17 protein-coding genes are annotated in these 18547 nt (G+C 65.2%); 8 read left to right on the top strand and 9 right to left on the bottom strand.

Annotation, left to right across the window (positions count from 1 at the left end; translation table 11 throughout):
- Positions 1-19 precede the first annotated feature (19 nt).
- Genes F8R15_RS06365 through F8R15_RS06355 form a run of 3 tightly spaced genes read left to right on the top strand, consistent with a single transcriptional unit; the run spans position 20 to position 2735 of the window.
- On the top strand, positions 20-1585 hold the full coding sequence (locus tag F8R15_RS06365; protein ID WP_152844013.1) for a 4-hydroxyphenylacetate 3-hydroxylase N-terminal domain-containing protein: 1566 nt from the start codon (positions 20-22) through the stop codon (positions 1583-1585).
- Between the two features lie 60 nt (positions 1586-1645).
- Positions 1646-2275 (top strand): FAD synthetase family protein, encoded by a 630-nt coding sequence (locus F8R15_RS06360; protein WP_152844012.1) that lies wholly within the window; start codon positions 1646-1648, stop codon positions 2273-2275.
- On the top strand, positions 2262-2735 hold the full coding sequence (locus tag F8R15_RS06355) for a flavin reductase family protein (protein ID WP_078519234.1): 474 nt from the start codon (positions 2262-2264) through the stop codon (positions 2733-2735). The genes F8R15_RS06360 and F8R15_RS06355 overlap by 14 nt, the downstream gene beginning before the upstream one ends.
- A gap of 8 nt (positions 2736-2743) precedes the next feature.
- Here F8R15_RS06355 and F8R15_RS06350 read toward each other — a convergent pair whose 3' ends face one another.
- From F8R15_RS06350 to F8R15_RS06340, 3 genes are read right to left on the bottom strand one after another with little or no spacing between them, the layout of a single operon-like run.
- Positions 2744-3796, bottom strand: a complete 1053-nt coding sequence (locus F8R15_RS06350; protein WP_152844011.1) for an ABC transporter substrate-binding protein — start codon at positions 3794-3796, stop codon at positions 2744-2746.
- Positions 3793-5205 carry a sensor histidine kinase gene (locus F8R15_RS06345; RefSeq protein ID WP_172976176.1) on the bottom strand — a complete coding sequence of 471 codons (1413 nt, stop codon included), beginning with the start codon at positions 5203-5205 and terminating at the stop codon, positions 3793-3795. The genes F8R15_RS06350 and F8R15_RS06345 overlap by 4 nt, the downstream gene beginning before the upstream one ends.
- Positions 5198-5878, bottom strand: coding sequence for a response regulator transcription factor (locus tag F8R15_RS06340; RefSeq protein WP_152844009.1), 681 nt, complete (start codon positions 5876-5878; stop codon positions 5198-5200). Before F8R15_RS06340 ends, F8R15_RS06345 begins: the two co-directional genes overlap by 8 nt.
- Positions 5879-5992: 114 nt before the next feature.
- Here F8R15_RS06340 and F8R15_RS06335 point away from each other — a divergent pair, with 114 nt between their 5' ends.
- From F8R15_RS06335 to F8R15_RS06325, 3 genes are all read left to right on the top strand, one after another.
- On the top strand, positions 5993-6958 hold the full coding sequence (locus F8R15_RS06335; protein ID WP_152844008.1) for a tripartite tricarboxylate transporter substrate binding protein: 966 nt from the start codon (positions 5993-5995) through the stop codon (positions 6956-6958).
- 67 nt (positions 6959-7025) lie between these two features.
- Positions 7026-7457: a tripartite tricarboxylate transporter TctB family protein gene (locus F8R15_RS06330; protein WP_078599173.1), complete on the top strand. Its 432-nt coding sequence runs from the start codon at positions 7026-7028 to the stop codon at positions 7455-7457.
- A gap of 9 nt (positions 7458-7466) precedes the next feature.
- Positions 7467-9005 carry a tripartite tricarboxylate transporter permease gene (locus F8R15_RS06325; RefSeq protein ID WP_152844007.1) on the top strand — a complete coding sequence of 513 codons (1539 nt, stop codon included), beginning with the start codon at positions 7467-7469 and terminating at the stop codon, positions 9003-9005.
- Between the two features lie 107 nt (positions 9006-9112).
- Here the strand turns inward: F8R15_RS06325 and F8R15_RS06320 are convergent, their stop codons facing one another.
- From F8R15_RS06320 to F8R15_RS06310, 3 genes are read right to left on the bottom strand one after another with little or no spacing between them, the layout of a single operon-like run.
- The gene (locus F8R15_RS06320; protein WP_152844006.1) at positions 9113-9916 is read right to left on the bottom strand and encodes a 3-hydroxybutyrate dehydrogenase; all 804 of its coding nucleotides are present in this window, start codon (positions 9914-9916) and stop codon (positions 9113-9115) included.
- A complete protein-coding gene (locus tag F8R15_RS06315; RefSeq protein ID WP_152844005.1) occupies positions 9916-11418 on the bottom strand; it encodes a class I adenylate-forming enzyme family protein in 1503 nt (500 codons plus the stop codon). Before F8R15_RS06315 ends, F8R15_RS06320 begins: the two co-directional genes overlap by 1 nt.
- A complete protein-coding gene (locus F8R15_RS06310) occupies positions 11415-12581 on the bottom strand; it encodes an acetyl-CoA acetyltransferase (protein ID WP_152844004.1) in 1167 nt (388 codons plus the stop codon). Before F8R15_RS06310 ends, F8R15_RS06315 begins: the two co-directional genes overlap by 4 nt.
- A gap of 94 nt (positions 12582-12675) precedes the next feature.
- Between F8R15_RS06310 and F8R15_RS06305 the strand changes: the two genes are divergently transcribed.
- A complete protein-coding gene (locus F8R15_RS06305; protein WP_244176527.1) occupies positions 12676-13242 on the top strand; it encodes a PAS and helix-turn-helix domain-containing protein in 567 nt (188 codons plus the stop codon).
- A 69-nt stretch (positions 13243-13311) separates the two neighbouring features.
- Here the strand turns inward: F8R15_RS06305 and F8R15_RS06300 are convergent, their stop codons facing one another.
- Positions 13312-14445, bottom strand: coding sequence for a cache domain-containing protein (locus tag F8R15_RS06300; protein WP_152844003.1), 1134 nt, complete (start codon positions 14443-14445; stop codon positions 13312-13314).
- A 278-nt stretch (positions 14446-14723) separates the two neighbouring features.
- Between F8R15_RS06300 and F8R15_RS06295 the strand changes: the two genes are divergently transcribed.
- The gene (locus tag F8R15_RS06295; protein ID WP_152844002.1) at positions 14724-15302 is read left to right on the top strand and encodes a hypothetical protein; all 579 of its coding nucleotides are present in this window, start codon (positions 14724-14726) and stop codon (positions 15300-15302) included.
- Positions 15303-15319: 17 nt separating this feature from the next.
- Here F8R15_RS06295 and F8R15_RS06290 read toward each other — a convergent pair whose 3' ends face one another.
- Both F8R15_RS06290 and F8R15_RS06285 read right to left on the bottom strand, forming a co-directional pair.
- A complete protein-coding gene (locus F8R15_RS06290) occupies positions 15320-17308 on the bottom strand; it encodes a glycosyltransferase (RefSeq protein ID WP_152844001.1) in 1989 nt (662 codons plus the stop codon).
- 12 nt (positions 17309-17320) lie between these two features.
- A complete protein-coding gene (locus F8R15_RS06285; protein ID WP_152844000.1) occupies positions 17321-18460 on the bottom strand; it encodes an HlyD family secretion protein in 1140 nt (379 codons plus the stop codon).
- Between the last annotated feature and the right edge of the window lie 87 nt (positions 18461-18547).

Genomic DNA, 18547 nt, shown 5'->3' with positions numbered 1-18547 from the left:
ACCTGATGGAGGAGGAACCATGAAAGACCAAGTGAAAGACGCCCAAAGCGGCGTCACGACCCCCTATACCGGTGACGAATATCTCAGCAGCCTGCAGGACGCCCGTGAGGTCTATGTCCATGGCGAGCGCGTCAAGGATGTGACCAAGCACCCGGCGTTTCGCAACTCGTCGCGCATGGTGGCGCGTTGGTATGACAAGCTGCATGCCGAGAAGGACACGATCGGGCGTCCCACCGATACCGGCTCGGGCGGCTGGACGCACCCGTTCTTCAAGGGCGCGAAGACGAAAGAAGACCTGATCGCGGGCCGCGACGCCATCGCCGAGACGCAGCGTGTGGCAAACGGCTGGATGGGTCGCGCGCCGGATTACAAGGCGGCCTTCCTTGGCACGCTGGGCGCGAATTCCGGCTATTACGGAGAATACGAGCAGAACGCGAAGAACTGGTATGCCAAGTCGCAGGAGCGTCTCGACTACTGGAACCACGCGATCATCAACCCGCCGATCGACCGTCACCTGCCGGCTGAGGAGACCGGCGACGTGTTCATGCAGGTCGAGAAGGAAACCGATGCGGGGATCGTGGTGTCCGGCGCGAAAGTCGTCGCGACCGGCTCGGCGCTGACGCATTACAATTTCATCGGCTATTACGGCGTGCCGATCAAAGACAAGAAGTTCGCGCTGACCTTTACCGCGCCGATGGACAGCCCCGGCGTGAAGCTGATCTCGCGCGCGTCCTACGAGTTGAACGCCGCCGTCATGGGCACGCCCTTCGACTATCCGCTGTCCTCGCGTCTCGATGAGAACGACGCGATCCTCGTCTTCGACAAGGTGCTCGTGCCGTGGGAGAACCTGTTCCTCTATGGCGATATCGAGAAGGTGAACGGCTTCTTCCCGGCGTCCGGCTTCGCGCCGCGCTTCACGCTGCATGGCTGCACCCGTCTGGCGGTGAAGCTCGACTTCATCGCGGGCCTGTTCTCCAAGGCGCTCGATGCGACCGGGGCAGGCGGCTTCCGCGGCCCGCAAACGGCGGTGGGCGAAGTGATCGGCTGGCGCAACCTGTTCTGGGGCCTCTCGGACGCGATGGTTATGAACCCCGACGACTGGGTCGGCACCGATGGCTATCTCGCGCCGAAATCGTCCTCGGCGATGGCGTATCGCGTCTTCGCGCCGATGGCCTATTCCCGGATCAAGGAGCTGATCGAGCGCCACGTCGCCTCGGGGCTGATCTACCTGCCGTCCTCGACGCTCGACTTCCAGTCCGACGACGTGCGCCCCTATCTCGATCGCTTCGTGCGCGGCTCGAACGGGATGGTCGCGGTGGATCGAGTGAAGCTCCTGAAGCTTCTCTGGGACGCGATCGGCTCGGAATTCGGCGGCCGTCACGAGCTCTACGAGAGCAATTATGCGGGCAATTACGAAGCGATCCGCATGGAGACGATGTTCACCGCTCAGGCCACGGGCGAGCTGGATATGATGCGCGGCCTCGTCGACAATTTCATGAGCGAATACGACCTCGACGGCTGGGTGTCGAAGGATCTCGTGAACCCTTGGGACGTGAACCGCCTCAAGGGCGGCTTCCAGGCCTGAGACTAAAGGGGCTGCGCGGGATCCTCGCGCGGCCCACGACCCCGGGGAAGGAGGAGCCCCATGAGTTTGGATTTCACAGGGATGAAGACGCAGGTGCTGCGCGACGATCAGATCGCTTTGCCCGCGAGCGTCCTGACCATCGGCGCTTTCGACGGCGTCCATCGTGGCCATCAGGCGCTGATCTCGCGCGCCGTGGCCGAGGCGCGGGCGGCGGGCGTTCCGTCGGTCGTCTGGACCTTCGATCCGCCGCCGAAAGTGTTCTTCGGGCGCGCCAAGCAACTGTCGCCGGTGTCGGAGAAACTCGCGCGGATCGCGCGGCTCGGGCCGGATTACATCGTGCTGGCGTCGTTTTGCAAAAGCTACGCCGCGCGCAGCCCGCAGGCGTTTCTGGACGATCTGGCACGGATCAACCCGGCCCGCATCCATGTCGGCGCGGATTTCCGCTTCGGCGCGAAACAGGCGGGCTGCGTGACCACATTGGCCGAGCGTTTCGACGTGACGCTGGCGCCTGCGGTGCTGTGCGAGGGGGGCGAGGTGATCTCGTCCACGCGCATCCGGGGCCTGCGCGCCGAAGGCCGGTCGCGCGAAGCCGTGGCCCTTCAGGGCTCGACCGATGCCGCTGCGCTGATGTCGGGCGCGCTTCTGACACAGGATATGAGATTTGGGGAGGAATTCGATGTCCGGAATTGATCCGCGCGATTTGCGCGACGCTTGCGGCAGTTTCGCAACCGGCGTGACGGTGATTTCGACGCGCACCGAGGATGGCGATCACGGGATGACGGCGAATGCCTTCATGTCGGTTTCGCTCGACCCGCCGCTGATCACCATCTCGCTCGATCACAATTGCAAGCTGCGCGAGAAGGTGCGGGCTTCCGGGCGCTACGCGGTCTCGGTGCTCAATCACGAGATGGAAGGGCTGGCGATGCATTTCGCGGGCCGCCACGATCCGGCGCATAACGACCCCTTCATCGAGCGCGCGGGAATGCCCGTCGTGCCGGGGGCTGCCTGCGTCTTCGTGACCGAGGTCGCGCAGGAGGTGGAGGCGGGCGACCACACGCTCTTCATTGGCAAGGTGGTCGAAATCGAGCGCGATTTGGAGGCCCGGCCGCTTCTGTTCTGCGGCGGCAAGTTCGGCGCGCTGGCGAGCTGAGAAGTGCGCTATTGCGCGAAAATATCCCTCCAGCGTTCGAGGAAGCGCGCGGTTTTCATCGTATCAGTCGCAACCAGTAGCGCCGGGCCAAGCGCGATGAGGCGTTGCAGGGCCAGCGTCTCGTCGCTGTCGCTGCCGCCACCGTCGCGCGTGATCGGGTCGATCAGCTTGGTCTCCGCAAGCGCCCTCTGACCCGCCGGCGAGAGCAGGAAATCCAGCAGCTTCGCGGCGGTCGGATTGGGCTCGCGCCCCGGCAGATAGGCTGCACGCGACAGAACGAGCGTGTAATCGGCAGGCGCGATGATGCCCAGATCGGGATTGTCGCGCGCCGCCTGCGCCGCGTAGGAGCCGAGGATATTATAGGCGATCAGGTAGCGCCCGCCCGCGACGCCGTCGATGATCTCGGCCGAGCAGCAGGTGGCGACCGCGCCGGAGCGCGCGAAGGCCTCGGTCAGTGCGCCGAAGGTGCTGGCCTCCTGGCTGTCGAGGAAAGCGAAGAGGAACCCCAGCCCGGAATCCGCGATGTCATAGGTCGCGACCTTGCCAGTGTAGGGCGATTGCGCGGGCCGCAGCAGGTCGACCAGATCGAAGCGCGTGCGCGGTACGTCCTCGGGCGGGACCAGCGCGCGGTTGTAGATCATCACCGCAGGCTCGCGCGAGATGCCCCAGACCTGATCGCGCCAGCGCAGGTCTTTCGGCAGCGCCGTCGTCTCGGGCGAGACCCATGTGGCGGCGCAATTGTCGTTCACCAGCTTCACCACATGCTGCACGCCCGAACTGATGACCAGATCAGCGCCGGGTTTGCCTGAGGCGCAATCGGCCTCGGAAATATCGTAGAGGTCGTTCGAGCCCCATTGCTCGAACCGGATCGCGAGGCCGGGCTGGGTGTCGAGAAACGCCTCGATCGCGGGGGCGAGGATGTTGACATCGGTCGTGGTGCGCAGGGTGATCTCGCGCGCGGGCTGATCGGGGCCGAAGGTGCGGACGGCTTCGGGCTCGGCGGCTGCGAGGGCGGAGCTTAGGCCCAGCCAGAGCGTCAGAGACAGGAGCGCGCGGATCATGTGGTTTCCTCCGCCTGAGGCAGGGTGATCGCGATGGTGAAGCCTGCCGCATCGCTATCCATTTCCAGCGTGCCGCCATAGGTTTCCGCCACCGATTGCGCGATGGCGAGGCCCAGCCCGCTCGACGCCCCGCGTCGACGCGTGTCCGAGTGTCCCGGCGCGAAACGCTCGCCCAGACGCGCGCGCAGCTCGGGCGTGGGGCCGGGGCCTGCGTCGCGCACCCAGAGCCGGGCGCGCCCGACGCGCAGCTCCGCACCGATGGTGACCGGGGCTTCGCCATGCGACAGCGCATTGCCCAGCAGGTTCTTCGCGGCCTCGGACAGCGAGAGTTCGTCGGCCAGTACGGGCACCTCCGCCTCGGCGATCTCCAGCCGAATTTCGCTACCCGGCGCGAGGGTGGCGTGATCGCCTTCCTCGAAGATATCCAAAGCGATATTGCGCAGATCGACCCGCTCGCGCCGCGCACTGTCGGCGCGGTGGATCACAAGCGCCCGCGACAGCATCTGATCCAGCAGACGGCTCAGCCGCACGGTGCCGGAATGCATCTTCGCGACGATCTGGTCGCGCCGGGCGGGATCGTCTTCCTCGGCGGCGAGATCGGATTGCGCGCGCAGGGCCGCAACGGGCGTGCGCAGCTGATGCGCGGTGTCCGAGATCAGGCTTTTCATCGTGGCGAACTGCCGGTCCAGCCGCCCCATGAACCCGTTTGTCGCCTGCACCATCACATCGACCTCGCGCGGCACGGCGGCGCGGATCGGGGTGAGGTCCTGCGGGTCGCGTTCCGAGATGCGATGGGCCAGCCGCTCCAGCGGGCGCAGCGCGCTATGCACGATGATGATCGCGAAGGCGAGCATGGCGATGCCGCCGACCGCCAGCCCGCCAAGCGCGTTGCGGGTGATGCTGAGCGCAAGCTGGGTGCGTGCCCGCAGGGTTTGCCCCACGATCACCTCCACCGTGCCGGAGAACTGGCGCTCCGCGAAACGGCGCGTGACCCGGATGTAGCGCGCGGGCTCTCCCTTGAAGCGCGCATCGTACAGCTCGGAGTCCTGTGCGGTCGTGTCAGGGCGGGGCAGGTCTTCATAGCCCGTCAGCACCGCGCCTTTCGGGCCGCTCACCTGATAGGCGATGCGGTCATCGGGCGCGAGGGCCAGCAGCTCAAACGCCGAGACCGGCAGATCGACGACCGGCGCGCCGTCGCGGATCGAGATCGAGGCGGCGATGTCATTGGCCGCGCCGACCAGCAGCCGGTCGAACGCGTCGCGGGCCGCCGCGCGCCCATAGGCGAAGGCGGCAAGCGCGAGGATCAACCCGCCGACGATCATCAGCCCCGACAGCCCGGTGACAAGCCGCGCGGTCAGCGAGCGCGTGGCGGAAAGGCCGGTCTCGCGGGGGAGAGCACCGTCAGACATCGCCATCCCGTGCCGCCAGACGATAGCCGCGTCCGCGCAGGGTCTCGATCTCGACCCCGCTGCCGGTCAGCTTCTTGCGCAGCCGCGCGATATAAAGCTCGATCGCATTGTCGCCGGGCACCGCATCGTCGAAGGCATAAAGCCCCTCATGCAGCCGGTCCTTCGACATCACTTGCCCCGCATTGCGCATCAGAATTCCCAGCAGCGCGAATTCGCGCCCCGTCAGTTTCAGCGCCTGATCCCCGACCGTGGCGCTGCCTGCTGTCGCGTTGTAGCGCAGATGGCCAAGCTCCAGATCGGCGGAGCGATCGGTTGCCTGCCGTCGCCCAATCGCATGAAGTCTTGCTTCCAACTCACGGTGATCAAAAGGTTTTACGAGATAGTCGTCGGCCCCGAGCTCGAAGGCGGAGATCTTGTCATCCACCGAGAATTGCGCGGTCAGCATCAGCACCGGCATCATCGCAGCCTGCGCGCGCATCTCGCGCAGAAGGTCCGTGCCGCTGCCATCGGGCAGGTTGATGTCGAGGATCACCGCGTCATAGGCCTGCACCGCCAGAAAATCGCGCGCCTCGCCCACGGAGGCGGCGAGATCGCAGGCCATGCCCGAGCGCGCAAGCCGACGTTGCGTGGCCTCGGCCAGCTCCTCGGCATCCTCCACTAGCAAGAGCCGCATTCTTCCTCCCTCATGCGCCTCTGAGCCTGTGACAGGTTCGTGACAGGTTCAAGCGGTAAAATCCGGCACATAGCCCGCTGCGGGAGGCAACGGGCGGACAGTGGAGGATATACCATGGCTTTTAAACTCATGCGCGCGGCGATTGCCGTCGCGGCACTCACCGTTGCGACCGGCGCTTCGGCGCAGGAATGCATCGCGCCCGCGAACCCCGGCGGCGGCTGGGACTTCACCTGCCGTCAGGTCGGCAAAACCATGCAGGATCTGGGGCTCATCGACTCGACCATGCAGGTCGTGAACCTCGCCGGTGGCGGCGGTGGCGTGGCCTTCGCCGAAGTGGTGAACAAGCGCAATGATGACGACAACCTGATCGTCGCGGCCTCCTCGGCCACCGCGACCCGTCTGGCGCAAGGCGCCTATCCGGGCAACTCGATGGATCAGGTCCGCTGGATCGGGTCGATCGGCGCGGATTATGGCGTGATCGCCGTCGCAGCCGACAGCGACATCCAGACGCTTCCGGAACTGCTCGACAAGATCAAGGCCGACCCGAATTCGGTCTCCGTCGCGGGCGGCTCGGCCGTGGGCGGCTGGGATCACCTCAAGGTGCTGATCGCAGCCGACGCCTATGGCATCGACGATGTGCGCAAGGTCAAATACATCGCCTTCGACGGCGGCGGCGAAGCGGTCACCCAGCTTCTGGCGGGTTCGGTTCAGGCCTTCACCGGCGATCTGTCGGAAGCCAAGGGCTTCGTCGACTCCGGCGATATTCGCGTGATCGCGGTGCTGGCGCCCGAGCGTCTGGACGGCGAATTCTCGGAATTCCCGACCGCGAAAGAGCAGGGCGTGGACGCGATCGGCGCGAACTGGCGCGGTTTCTACGCTCCGGGCGGCATGTCCGACGAGGCTTACCAGGCTTGGGTCGACAAGGTCGGCCAGCTCTACGCCTCCGACGAGTGGAAGCAGGTGATGGCGGCCAACGGTCTGGCCCCGCTCAATCTGCAGGGCGCTGAATTCGAGAGCTTCGTGCAGAACTCGGTCCAGCAGATCCAGGACATCTCGCGCCAGATCGGCATCATCAAGTAAGCGAGACAACCCATGCGCGCGGCGGGCTTTCGAGTGCCGCCGCGCCTTCATACCAAGGGAGGGGATCATGAGTGATCGCATCTTCGGCGCCGTCGGCCTGTGCCTTGCGCTGTTCTACGGCTGGGCGACGCTGCAAATCCAAGAAAGTTTCCTGTCGGATGCGGTGGGGCCGAAAACCTTCCCGCTGGTGATCGCGGTGATCCTCGGGCTCGCCTCGCTCGTGATCTTGCTGCGCCCCGATCCCGACCCGGTCTGGCCGAGCCTCGCGCGGCTCGCCGAAATCCTCGCCGCGGTGGTGGTGATGATCCTCTATGCCGAGTTCCTGCCCGTCGTGGGCTTCCTGATCGCCACCGCTTTTGCCAGCGCTTACCTGACATGGCGGTTGGGCACGGGACCGCTGCAATCCGTCGTCGTGGGTGTCGCCACCTCGATCGGTATCTACGTAATTTTCAAGCTGGTTCTGGGCCTCTCGCTCGCCAGCGGCCCCTTCGGCTTCTGAGGTGAAATGATGGACACCTTAATGTCACTCGCAGACGGTTTTCACACTGCTCTGACCTTCGAGAACCTGCTGCTCGCGCTCTTGGGCACGTTCCTTGGCACCATGATGGGCGCGCTGCCCGGGCTTGGCCCGTCCAACGGCGTCGCGATCCTGATCCCGCTGGCCTTCACGCTGGGGCTGGGCGCTACCCCCTCGCTGATCCTGCTGACCTCGGTCTATTACGGGGCGATGTATGGCGGGCGGATCAGTTCGATCCTGCTCAATATTCCGGGCGACGAACCCGCGATGATGACCTGTCTCGACGGCTATCCGATGGCCAAGAAGGGTCTTGCGGGAGAGGCGCTGTCGCTCTCGGGCATCGCAAGCTTCGTGGGTGCTTTCATCGCCACCTGGGGCCTGATCCTGCTGGCGCCGCAACTGGTGAAATTCGCGCTGCTGTTCGGACCGGCGGAATATTTCGCGCTGTTTGCGCTGGCCTTCGCCACGCTGGGCGGGGTCTCCTCGACCAATCAGGCGAAATCGGCTTTCGCCGCGATGCTGGGCCTCGGCCTGTCGGTGATCGGGGTGGACACGCAGACCGGCGTGCCGCGTCTGACCTTTGGCGAGGTGCACCTCTATGACGGGCTCGATTTCCTCGTCGCCATCGTCGGCCTCTTCGCGCTGTCGGAAGTGTTCATCTTCCTCGAGCACCGCCACGGCTCGGCCACCGGCGCGGGCCACAAGGTCTCGGTCGGGCGCATCACGCCGCCGTGGAAGATGGTGAAAGAAACGACGCCGACCATGCTGCGCTCGTCGCTGCTGGGCTTCGTCGCGGGCGTGCTGCCGGGGGCAGGGGCGTCGCTGGGCTCCTTCATCTCCTACTCGATGGAGAAGAAGCTGGTGGACCGCAAGAACACCTTCGGCACGGGCGATCCGCGCGGTGTTGCGGCCCCCGAGGCAGGCAACAACGCGGCCGCCGGCGGTGCGCTGGTTCCGATGCTGGCGCTTGGCGTGCCGGGCTCGGGCACCACGGCGGTGCTGCTGGCGGTGCTTCTGTCGCTCAACATCACGCCCGGACCGCTGCTGTTCCAGAACAACCCCGACGTGGTCTGGGGCCTGATCGCGGCGCTGTTTATCGCCAACTTCATGCTGCTCGCGATGAACATCCCGATGGTGGGCATCTTCACCCGCGTGCTGATGATCCCGCCGCGCATCCTGATGCCGATCGTCGCGATGGTGTCCTTCGTGGGGATCTACGGGATTTCCGGCTCCAGCTTCGATCTGCTGGTGATGATCGGCTTCGGCGTGATGGGCTGGCTGCTGCGCAAGCTCGACGTGCCGCTGGTGCCGATCATCCTCGGGACGCTCCTGGGCAACACGATGGAGAACAACCTGCGCCGGGCCGTCACGATCTCGAACGGCGATTACTGGACGCTGGTCGGCAGCCCGCTGGCGATCGGTCTGTGGACCGTCGCGATCGTGGGCTTCATCCTGCCGCTGTTCCTGAGCCGCTTCGTGAAAGCGCGGATGCACGAGCGTGGCGATGACGAGGGTGCGATCTCGGACTGAGACCGCACCCCCTAGCGCAGGCATCACGCCTCCCCCGAGGTGCCTGCGCCGGTTCGAAGGAAGGGGCGGCGGTGGTCAACCCGCCGCCCCTTTCTCACCTCCGAGCCTTATTGCGTGGTCCAGCCGCCATCGACAGGGATCGAGGTGCCGGTGACGTTGTGCGCGATCGGCGCACAGAGCCACAGCGCGAGCGCCCCGATTTCGGACGGGTCCGAGAGGCGCCGTGTGGGTTGCTTTTCTGCGAGAAGATCCGCGATCCCCGCCGCCCGGTCGCCGCCATGCGCCGCCGCGCGCTCCGCGATCTGGGGTCCGAGAATGTCGGTCTCGGTCCAGCCCGGGCAGATGCAGTTGACGGTGACGCCGCCCGCTTCGCGCGTGCCCGCCTGCGCATATTCCAGCGCCGCGACCCGGCTCATGCCGACGAGACCGAATTTCGAGGCGACATAGGGCGCCTTGTTGGCCGAGGCCACGAGCCCATGCACCGAGGCGATGTTCACGACACGGCCATAACCGCGCTCGGCCATGCCCGGCATCGCGCGCCGCATCGTGTGGAACGCGCCCGACAGGTTCACCGCGAGAATGGCGTTCCAGATTTCGGGCGTGGCCTCGGCAAGGCTCGCCGTGCGCTGGATGCCTGCGTTGTTCACGAGGATATCCGCGCCGCCCCAATCCGCGACCGCATCCATCGTCGCGTCGATTTGCGCCGGATCGGCCATGTCGGCGTCGAAGAACTTCACCTCCGGCGCGCCCGCGGCCTCCAGCACCGCTGTCGCCTCGGCGACCTGCGCCTCATCGGCCAGACCGTGGAGCGCGATGCGCGCGCCCGCCTCGGCCAGCGATTTCGCGATTGCCAGCCCGATGCCTTGCACCGAACCCGTTACCAGAGCCGTCTTTCCATCCAGTCGCGACATTAGTCCTCCTCCGTCACTTTCTTGCGCAGCTCGGTCTTGAGGACCTTGCCGTAATTGTTCTTGGGAAGCTGCGCGATCACGCGATACGCCTTGGGGCGCTTGAAACGCGCGATCTGCTCGCAGCAATGTTGATCGAGCGCGGCGGGGTCGATTTCGGCCCCCGGCGCGGGCGTGACGAAGGCCACGACGCTCTCGCCCCATTCCGGGTCGGGCTTGCCGACCACCGCGACCTCGTGGACCGAAGGGTGCAGAAGCAGCGCCTCCTCGACCTCGCGCGGATAGATATTCGTGCCGCCCGAGATGATCACGTCCTTGGAGCGGTCCTGCAGCGTGACGAAGCCGTCCGCATCCATCGTGCCCAGATCGCCGGTCCAGAGCCAGCCGTCGCGCAGCGCCTTCGCGCTCGCCTCGGGGTTCTGCCAGTAGCCTTCCATCACGGCGGCTCCGCTCACGAGAATCTCGCCGGTCTCGCCCGCGGGCAGGGCGCGGCCTTCGCTGTCGGCGATGCGCACCGAGACCGAGCTATGTGCCAGCCCGACCGAGGCTAGCCGCTCGCGCCAGCGCGGATGGGTTCGGTCCGCCACCAGTTCGCGCGACAGGGCTGTGATCGTCATCGGGCTCTCGCCCTGACCGTAGATCTGCACGAAGCGCGGCCCCATCACCTCGACCGCGTCGATGATATCGGCGACATACATCGGCCCGCCGCCATAGACGATCGTCTTGATGCCCTCGCCGGTCTGACCCGTGGCGCGGGCGCGGTCCACCAGACGGCGGATCATCGTGGGGGCGGCGAACATCGAGACATGTTGCAGCTTCGGCGCAAGCTCGAGGATTTCGTCGGCCTCGAACCCGCCCGAGCGCGGCACCACATGGCGCGCGCCGCGCATCACATGGACGAAGTTGTAAAGCCCCGCACCATGCGACATCGGCGCGGCGTAGAGGATCGCGTCTTGCGGTTCGACGCTGTCCACATCCGAGAAATAGCCCAGACACATCGCCTGCACATTGGCCGAGGTGATGCACACGCCCTTGGGCCGCCCGGTCGTGCCGGAGGTGTAGAACAGCCAGACCGTCTCGCTTTCCGCGATCTCGACCGGGGCGGGCATCGGATCATGGCGCAGAAGATCGGCATAGGCCGGGCCTTTGAGGTCCACCGTCTCGACGCCCAGATCGGTTTCCGGGCCGCCGGTGAAGGCCAGCTTCGCCTCGGAAGCCTCGATGATCCATGCGGCCTCGCGCGGGTGCAGCTTGCCGTTGATCGGCACCGCCACCGCGCCTGCGAACCACGCGCCATAAATCGCCTCGAGATATTCTGGGCAGTTCTTGGCGAACAGCGCCACGCGGTCGCCCGGAGCGATCCCTTTCGCCACCAGCCCAGCCCCGATCCGGGCGGCGCGGTCGGCGAACTCTGCATAGGTCGCGCGCAACTCCTCGCCCTGCAGCAGCGCGGGGGCGTCCGGGGTGCGGACCGCGCTGCGGATCAGCCACTCCGCCGGGTTCATGCCGCGCGCTCCGCTTCGAGGATCGAGCAGTAATTCGCGACGCCCGAGCCGCCCATGTTGAAGACGCAGCCAAGTTCCGCGCCGGGCAGCTGCATCTCGCCCGCCTGACCGGTGAGCTGCATCGCAGCCAGCACATGCATCGACACGCCGGTCGCGCCCACGGGATGGCCCTTGGCCTTCAACCCGCCCGAGAGGTTTACCGGCAGACGCCCGTCGCGCAGCACCAGCCCATCGTCGATGGCCCGCGCACCGGAGCCTTGCGGCACAAGCCCCATCGCCTCGTAGACGAGCAATTCCGCGATGGTGAAACAGTCATGGACCTCCGCGAAGGAGAGATCATCGACACTGACGCCTGCCGAAGCATAGGCGCGGCGGAACGCCTCGGACGGACCCTCGAAGGCCAGCAGGTCCCGGCGCGACATCGGCAGGTAGTCATTGACCTGCTCGGCGGCACGAAAACCAATGGAATTGGCGAAATCGCCCGCGCGGTCGTCGGCGACCATGACCAGCGCCGCAGCCCCGTCCGAGATCAACGAGCAATCGGTCATCCGCAGGGGCGGGGCGATCATCGGGTTCTTGTCGCTGACTGTGTTGCAGAACTCGAACCCCACATCCTTGCGCATCTGCGCCAGCGGATTGGCGAGCGCATTGTGGTGGTTCTTCGCCGCGATCCGGGCGAGGGCGGCCGAACGGTCGCCATGCGCCTGACAATAGGCCTGCGCAAACCGTGCGAAAATCTGCGGGAAGGAAACGCCCGCCTCCTCCATCTGGTAGGACGCCCCGGCCAGCGCCTCGGTCACGCCTGCGGTGTCCTTCGCGGTCATCTTCTCGGCCCCGATCACCAACGCGGCCTTCACCCGGCCCGAACGGATCGCATCGCGCGCGGCATAGATCGCAGCCGAGCCGGACGCGCAGGCATTCTCCACACGGGTCGCAGGCGTGAAGCGCAGCCTGTCGTCGATCCCCAGCGCCAGCGAGCTTGCGAACCCGTCCGGCACCAGCCCGGAGTTGAAATGCCCCAGCCAGATGCCGTCTATCTCCGCCGGGTCGATCCCTGCATGCTCCAGCGCGCCGCCGCCCGCTTCGAGAACCAGATCCTCGAGCGTGCGCCCCTCCAGCTTGCCGAATTTCGTATGGCCCCAGCCGACGATCTTCGCGTCCATGCGGCTCTCCTCCCAATGATCCTCCGTTGCGGGGGAGACTAGCGCAGGGGCGGCACGACCTCTATTCGTAGAACTACGCTATCGGGAGAAGAGGATGGAGCAGGACCTGCTGGACAGCGATGAGATGGCGCTGCTGGCGTTCGAGCATGCGCCGGTCGGGCTGGCGGTCACCCGCGACCGGGTGATCGAGCGGTGCAACGCGCGGTTTTGCGAGAGTTTCGGCTATCGCGAAGACGAGTTGCCGCAGCGCTCGCTCGCCGTGCTCTACCCGTCGCAGGAGGAGTTCCTGCGCATCGGGGAGATCGGGTTGCGGCGGATGCGCGAGACCGGGCGCTATGCCGATGAGCGGATCATGCAGCGTCGCGACGGGTCTCTGTTCTGGTGCCGGGTGCGGGGGCAATCGCTGACGCCCGACGATCCCTTCGCGCGCGCTGTGTGGAGCTTTGCCGATCTGTCGGAATTGCGGCCCGTCGTCGATCTGACCGCGCGCGAGCGGCAGGTGGCAGCGCTTCTGGCCGAGGGGCAGACCAACAAGGAGATCGCGCGGGTGCTGGAACTGTCGCCGCGTACGGCAGAGGCGCATCGCGCGCGACTGCAGGCGAAACTCGGCGCGCGCAACACCGCCGAACTGGTGGCGCGGCTCACGGGGCTGCCGCTCTAGACGCGTCGCCCCGATGAAAAAGGGGCGCCGATGCGCCCCTTTTTGTCTCGATCCCAAGTCAGGCCCAGATCACGAATGCGGTTCGGGTGTCGCCTCAGGTGTCGACCGTGGCGGCCGCTCGCCGCGCTGTGGGGTGAGCTTGCTCTGGATGATCGCGAGTGCGCTCGACAGCGAGGCGGCTTCCTGAGAGCTCGTCGCTTCTTCGGGGAAGACGTATTTGCCGTTCGCGATGCTCTTGGCATCCTCTGCCAGCCGCTCGACCGGGCGCAGCAGCAGCTTGAGGAACACCAGCGTCACGCCGAGCAGGCACAGCGCCGCGGCTGCGACCGTCGCCAGCGTCACCTGCGTCAAAACCGGCAGATCGTTCGAGATGTTGTCGCGGCGCAGAACCGCGAAGACGCGCCAGCCGAAGTTGGGTAGTTTGTTCCAGACGAAATCCGGCGCAAAGGCATAGGTTCCGCCGTCCTTGCCGTCGACAAGGTGGAAGACGCCGGAAGACTTGCTGCGCAGGCTCGCGCTTGACGTCAGGCTTTTGGGCAGGGGCGTGCTGTCTTGACGGGTGTCGATGACGGGATCGCCGTTGATGTCCTGCACGACCACGTCGATGCCAAGTTCCTTGCTCGCCTCGAACAGGAAGCTGCGCACCCATGCGATCCGCACGCGGTAGACCAGCACGCCGATCTTCTGGCCGTTCGCGCCCTTCACGGGGGTCGAGAGGTTCAGGAAATACTCCATCTTGCCGGTCTGCGCATTGGTGGCCGTCTCGGTGATCGAGTCGACCGACGGCACGCGGATACCATCGCGGAACCACCGCTTGGAGCTGACATTCTTGCCGACCTCATAGCCGTTCGAGCCGGAGATGATCGTGCCATCGGGCGCGGCGAAGCCTGCCCAAGCGACCTGGCCCCCGGTGCGGGCGACGGCGTCCATGAACTTGTTGATGTCGTCTTGCGACGCGGTGCCGATGCTTCGCGCAACGGCATGCATACTGTCCCATTCGCGCATCAGGGCCGTGTTGAAGCTGAGCGCGATCGCATCCGAGCCTCTCAGGACCAGTTTGTGTTCAATGGCTGTCTGAAATTCATGGGCTTGATCCGACACGACCTTGGCGACGAAGACGGCCGTCGCTGCCACGACGAGCACCATCGCCAGAGCGGTGCGTCGGAAAATGCCCCCGAGATTGTGTTGTCGCCGAATGCTCATCTTCGCTTCAATCCTACGTTAATTGTAGAAGGGGTCCGATTTAAATCATGGTTACTGAGTAAATACGGCGAGAAAGTGGTGCGGGCCCATTTCAAGGTTAATTTTTTCGCGGACCGGAAGGATGGCTTGCAAAGCGCAAAGCGATGCCAAACACTCGAAGGAACAAGCTCCCGGGGTACGGGACTGCGAGGGCTCGATCGACGGGTCTTTCCGCAAAAACCAGATTGCAGATCGAGGGGCCGCAAAGGTCTCGGGCACAGGCTTACAGGATGCGAAATATGCAAAAGATTCAAGGAGTAAGCGTCGCGATCGCGACCTGCCTGGCACTGTCACTGGGGGCGGGCTCGCAAGCCCGCGCGGATGGCACGTTTGTGCAGTTCGACGCTGCGCAGAATACCTCAGACACGGTCTTTTCGATGTCGCGCGGGAAGGTGAGCTTCAGCGCGAATTTCTCGGATTACGATGGCGGATGGTCGACCGGCGCGGCCGTGACGCGGGACTTCGCGCTCGAGGGAATCGGCACGCTGAAGCTCGGCCCCAGCATCGGGCGCACGCTGGACGATGATAACTGGCGACTCGGCGCGCGCGTGGGGCTGGAGCGGTATACGCCGACCAGCTTCGGGCATGTCTTCATGCTGGGGCAATACAACACGATCGATCAGGACTGGTTCGCGCTGTTTCAGGCCGGGAACCGGTCCGGGTTGGGGCTCGAACTCTCCGCGGGCGGAAGCGACACCTATTCCGAGCGTACCATCGCGGTGACCCAGAAAATCGACGACGGGCCGGTCTCGATCCGGGCGGGTTGGCGCGCGTTGGCCAAGGAAGCCTTCGTCGGCATCTCCATCAATACCTATTAATCGCGCGCCCCGCGGGCTCACTCGTCCGAGGAGTATTTCGGCAAGAAGCGGCGGTAGATGTCGTGCAGAAGCGCGCTCGCGCTCACATGGCTGACGCCCGGCTCGTCCCCTTCGGCATAGAAGCGCACGAAAAGTTCTTCGCGCTGCTCCTCGGTCGGCAGAAGCTGGAGGCGCGCGCCATCGCGGGTCTTCGCGATGACGTAGCATTCGATCGGGTCGGTGATCTGGTCGATCGTCAACATCCCGCGGGTCTGTTCCGGCAAGGTCAGGCCGCGCAGGCGCACCGTGTCCATCGTGAAAGAGGTCATCCAGACCCAGTATTCCGTGCCGTCGGAGACGAAGGAAATCCGCTCGGGCTTGTCGGCCACATGGATTTCGCGCCGGGGCAGCTCGACGCAGGCACGGCAGGTCGCGGCCAGCAGGAACAGGTTATAGACCGTCCAGAACAGGATCACCCATTTGCCGTCGCCCGCGTCGTAATAGGCGAAGCGATCCCAGATGATCCCGATCAGAAGGCCGCCCAACGTCAGGAAAAACAGGATCAGGAACGGCATCATGATCCGCCATTGCACGACGACCTTCGACCGATCCCCGCCTTTCGCCGTCACCGAGAACGGGTGGCCATGGGGCCGCAGCAAGCCGGTGAAGGCGGCGCGGGCGATCGGGATCGCGCCGATCAACTGGCTCACGTCGTTCAGGAGCGGTACGACCATGCCGCGGCTGAGCATGTTCAGTATCATCAGGCTCCACAGGTAATAGACCCCGAAATAGCTCAGCACATCCGCGAGGCCCGCATTCACCACCGTGATGTTGAAATACCAGTAGAGCAGCGGGTAGCAGATCGCCGCGATCCGGAAGGGGAAGGTCGTGGTCCAGTAGAAGATCGAGTCGATGACGCTCCAGCGGTCGCGCAGGCGTAGATTGCTTTTCGAGAACGGGCCAAGCGAGGACCGCGCGATCTGCATCAGGCCGAGGCACCAGCGGGCGCGCTGGGTTATGTATTCCTTGAGGCCTTCGGGGGCGAGGCCTTCGGTCAGCGGCTCGGCCAGATAGACGGTGCGCCAGCCTGCGTTCTGCAACGCCAGCGTCAGCATGAAATCTTCGGTCACGCTCTCGGTGTTGAAGCCGCCGATCTCGCGCAGCGCGCTCCAACGACAGACCGAGGAGGTGCCGCAGCAAAAGGCGATCCCCCAGCCGTCGCGCGCGGGCTGCATCTGGTCGAAGAAGAAGCGCTGCTCGTCCGGGTAGGAGCTGTCGAGCCGGAAATTGTGCTGGATCGGGTCGGAGTTGAAGAAGTGTTGCGGCGTTTGTACGAGGCCCACGTCGGGGTCGTGAAACAGCGCCAGCGTGCGGGAAATGAAGCCGCGATGGGGCACGAAATCCGCATCGAGGATTGCTACGAAATCGGGCTGCACCTCTTCTTCGGCCAGCCGGTCCAGCGCGTGGTTGATATTGCCCGCCTTCTGCCCCTCATTGTCGGCCCGGCGCATGTAACGCACGCCCTTGGTCTCGCAGAAATCGCGCAGCCAGTCGCGGCGGCTGTCGTCGCAGACCATGATCATCTTGTTGCGATGGCGCAGGAATTTCGCGCCCACGATGGTGCGTTCGAGAACGTCGCGATCCTCGTTATAGGTAGCGATCAGGATCGCGACGAGCGGCTCTTTCTCCGTCGGGAGATTGGCGTATTTGTCCGCTTCCTCGCTGCGCAACTTGATCCGCGACAGGACCAGAAAGGCGCTGAGCGAGCCGATCATGGTGAAGGCTTCGAGGCCGAAGAGCGACCAGCTCGCCAGAGCATCCAGCGTCAGGCCGGGCGGGGCGAGGGTCTCGGTCGCGCGCCACCAGATATAGCGCAGCGCCAGTACCGCGCTGATCCCCAGCAGCACCGCACGGTGCCAGTTGCGCCGCGGTTTGACGAAGCTCGGCAGAATGGCGGTGATACCCACCACGAGGATGAGCTGCATCGCCGCCGAGCCAAGCTCTCCCAGTTGCGGATAGAAGAACATGCCGCCCCGCCCTCAGCGCAGGAAGTCGAGGGGGCGGTGCTCGAAGAACACGCGCCCGGTCCGCCCCACGGGACAGTCGAGATCGGCATCGGATTTCAGGTCCGGAACGAGAAGCGTCACATCATAGCGCTCGAGATGTTTTTGGCTCGGCGCGATGGCGAGGTTCTGGTAGACGCGCGCCGCGCCGCTGCCGGCGAGCCGCGCGATCGTCGCGTCGTAAATCTTGTCGCGCGCGGCCAGCTTGAAGGTCGCGGAATCGCCCACCTTGAGGGTGTTGTAGACGCCTTCGCTCACCGAAGCGGTCACCAGCGAGACATCGCAATCGACGAGCGACATGATCGGATCGCCCCGCTGCACCGTCACGCCATCTGCCTGCAGGGTTTCCCAGTAGATCCCGTTTGCAGGCGATGTCACTTGGCTTGAACTCAGTGTGTTCACCCGCGTCTGTTCCTTCGACCGGCGCGCGTCGAGCGTCTTGACGCGGGCCTCGGCCTCGGTGAGGTCCGCCTCGAGTGAGGCGATCTCCTCATCGAGAAGCGCACCGCGCTGTTCGGAGCTTGGGGCGTCGTTATAGCCGTCGCCCAGATAGACGCCGGACTTGGCGGCGTCGAGCGCGTTTTCAAGCAGCGCCACGTCTTCGCGCGCTTGCGTCACGGGGCCGTTCTCCGCCGGGGCGGCGGGGGCGGTCTGCGCTACGTTCGTGGCACTCGTCTCCGTGCTCTGCGCATCGGGCTGCAGCCGGTCGAGCCGCGCGCGGGCGAATTTCAGCTTCGTCTCGATCTCGGCGATGCGATGCGTGCGATAGAGCTTGCTGCGCGCGCTATAGGCGTCGCGTTGCGTGCGTTTGGCGGCGAGGTCGCTTTTGATCCGCGCGACATTCGCCTCGGCATTCGCCAGCTCCATCCGCAAATCTTCGAGCCGCGTCGTGTCCGAGAGGATATCATCGACGGTGGCCAGCCGCTCACCCTTGTCGACATGGGCACCGAGCGGTCGTTTCGGCATCGAGAGTTTGCCGGCGGTGCTGCTGCGCACCGTGACCACGGGCGCATTGACGACGGCATCGGCGCTCACGCCCGACATCTGCTCTCCGACGATCACCCAAAGCGCGCCCGCAACCAAAATAATACCGATGACAGGGCGAAAAGTTTTCAATTCGGGGCTCCTCGAGATGACACGTTACAGCGGGGCGGGGCCAATAGGTTTAACAACCTATAAACGTAACGTAATTGCAAGATGCAA

The sequence above is a fragment of the Thioclava sp. JE_KL1 genome (assembly GCF_009296265.1).
Taxonomy (GTDB): Bacteria; Pseudomonadota; Alphaproteobacteria; order Rhodobacterales; family Rhodobacteraceae; genus Thioclava.
Note: the sequence above shows the minus strand (reverse complement) of the source record. Positions and strands in the feature narration are given on the sequence as shown.

Excerpts from the sequence above, each read along its gene's own strand:
- F8R15_RS06365 (WP_152844013.1), top strand. The coding sequence starts at position 20 with ATGAAAGACCAAGTGAAAGACGCCCAAAGCGGCGTCACGACCCCCTAT.
- F8R15_RS06360 (WP_152844012.1), top strand. The coding sequence starts at position 1,646 with ATGAGTTTGGATTTCACAGGGATGAAGACGCAGGTGCTGCGCGACGAT.
- F8R15_RS06355 (WP_078519234.1), top strand. The coding sequence starts at position 2,262 with ATGTCCGGAATTGATCCGCGCGATTTGCGCGACGCTTGCGGCAGTTTC.
- F8R15_RS06350 (WP_152844011.1), bottom strand. The coding sequence starts at position 3,796 with ATGATCCGCGCGCTCCTGTCTCTGACGCTCTGGCTGGGCCTAAGCTCC.
- F8R15_RS06345 (WP_172976176.1), bottom strand. The coding sequence starts at position 5,205 with ATGTCTGACGGTGCTCTCCCCCGCGAGACCGGCCTTTCCGCCACGCGC.
- F8R15_RS06340 (WP_152844009.1), bottom strand. The coding sequence starts at position 5,878 with ATGCGGCTCTTGCTAGTGGAGGATGCCGAGGAGCTGGCCGAGGCCACG.
- F8R15_RS06335 (WP_152844008.1), top strand. The coding sequence starts at position 5,993 with ATGGCTTTTAAACTCATGCGCGCGGCGATTGCCGTCGCGGCACTCACC.
- F8R15_RS06330 (WP_078599173.1), top strand. The coding sequence starts at position 7,026 with ATGAGTGATCGCATCTTCGGCGCCGTCGGCCTGTGCCTTGCGCTGTTC.
- F8R15_RS06325 (WP_152844007.1), top strand. The coding sequence starts at position 7,467 with ATGGACACCTTAATGTCACTCGCAGACGGTTTTCACACTGCTCTGACC.
- F8R15_RS06320 (WP_152844006.1), bottom strand. The coding sequence starts at position 9,916 with ATGTCGCGACTGGATGGAAAGACGGCTCTGGTAACGGGTTCGGTGCAA.
- F8R15_RS06315 (WP_152844005.1), bottom strand. The coding sequence starts at position 11,418 with ATGAACCCGGCGGAGTGGCTGATCCGCAGCGCGGTCCGCACCCCGGAC.
- F8R15_RS06310 (WP_152844004.1), bottom strand. The coding sequence starts at position 12,581 with ATGGACGCGAAGATCGTCGGCTGGGGCCATACGAAATTCGGCAAGCTG.
- F8R15_RS06305 (WP_244176527.1), top strand. The coding sequence starts at position 12,676 with ATGGAGCAGGACCTGCTGGACAGCGATGAGATGGCGCTGCTGGCGTTC.
- F8R15_RS06300 (WP_152844003.1), bottom strand. The coding sequence starts at position 14,445 with ATGAGCATTCGGCGACAACACAATCTCGGGGGCATTTTCCGACGCACC.
- F8R15_RS06295 (WP_152844002.1), top strand. The coding sequence starts at position 14,724 with ATGCAAAAGATTCAAGGAGTAAGCGTCGCGATCGCGACCTGCCTGGCA.
- F8R15_RS06290 (WP_152844001.1), bottom strand. The coding sequence starts at position 17,308 with ATGTTCTTCTATCCGCAACTGGGAGAGCTTGGCTCGGCGGCGATGCAG.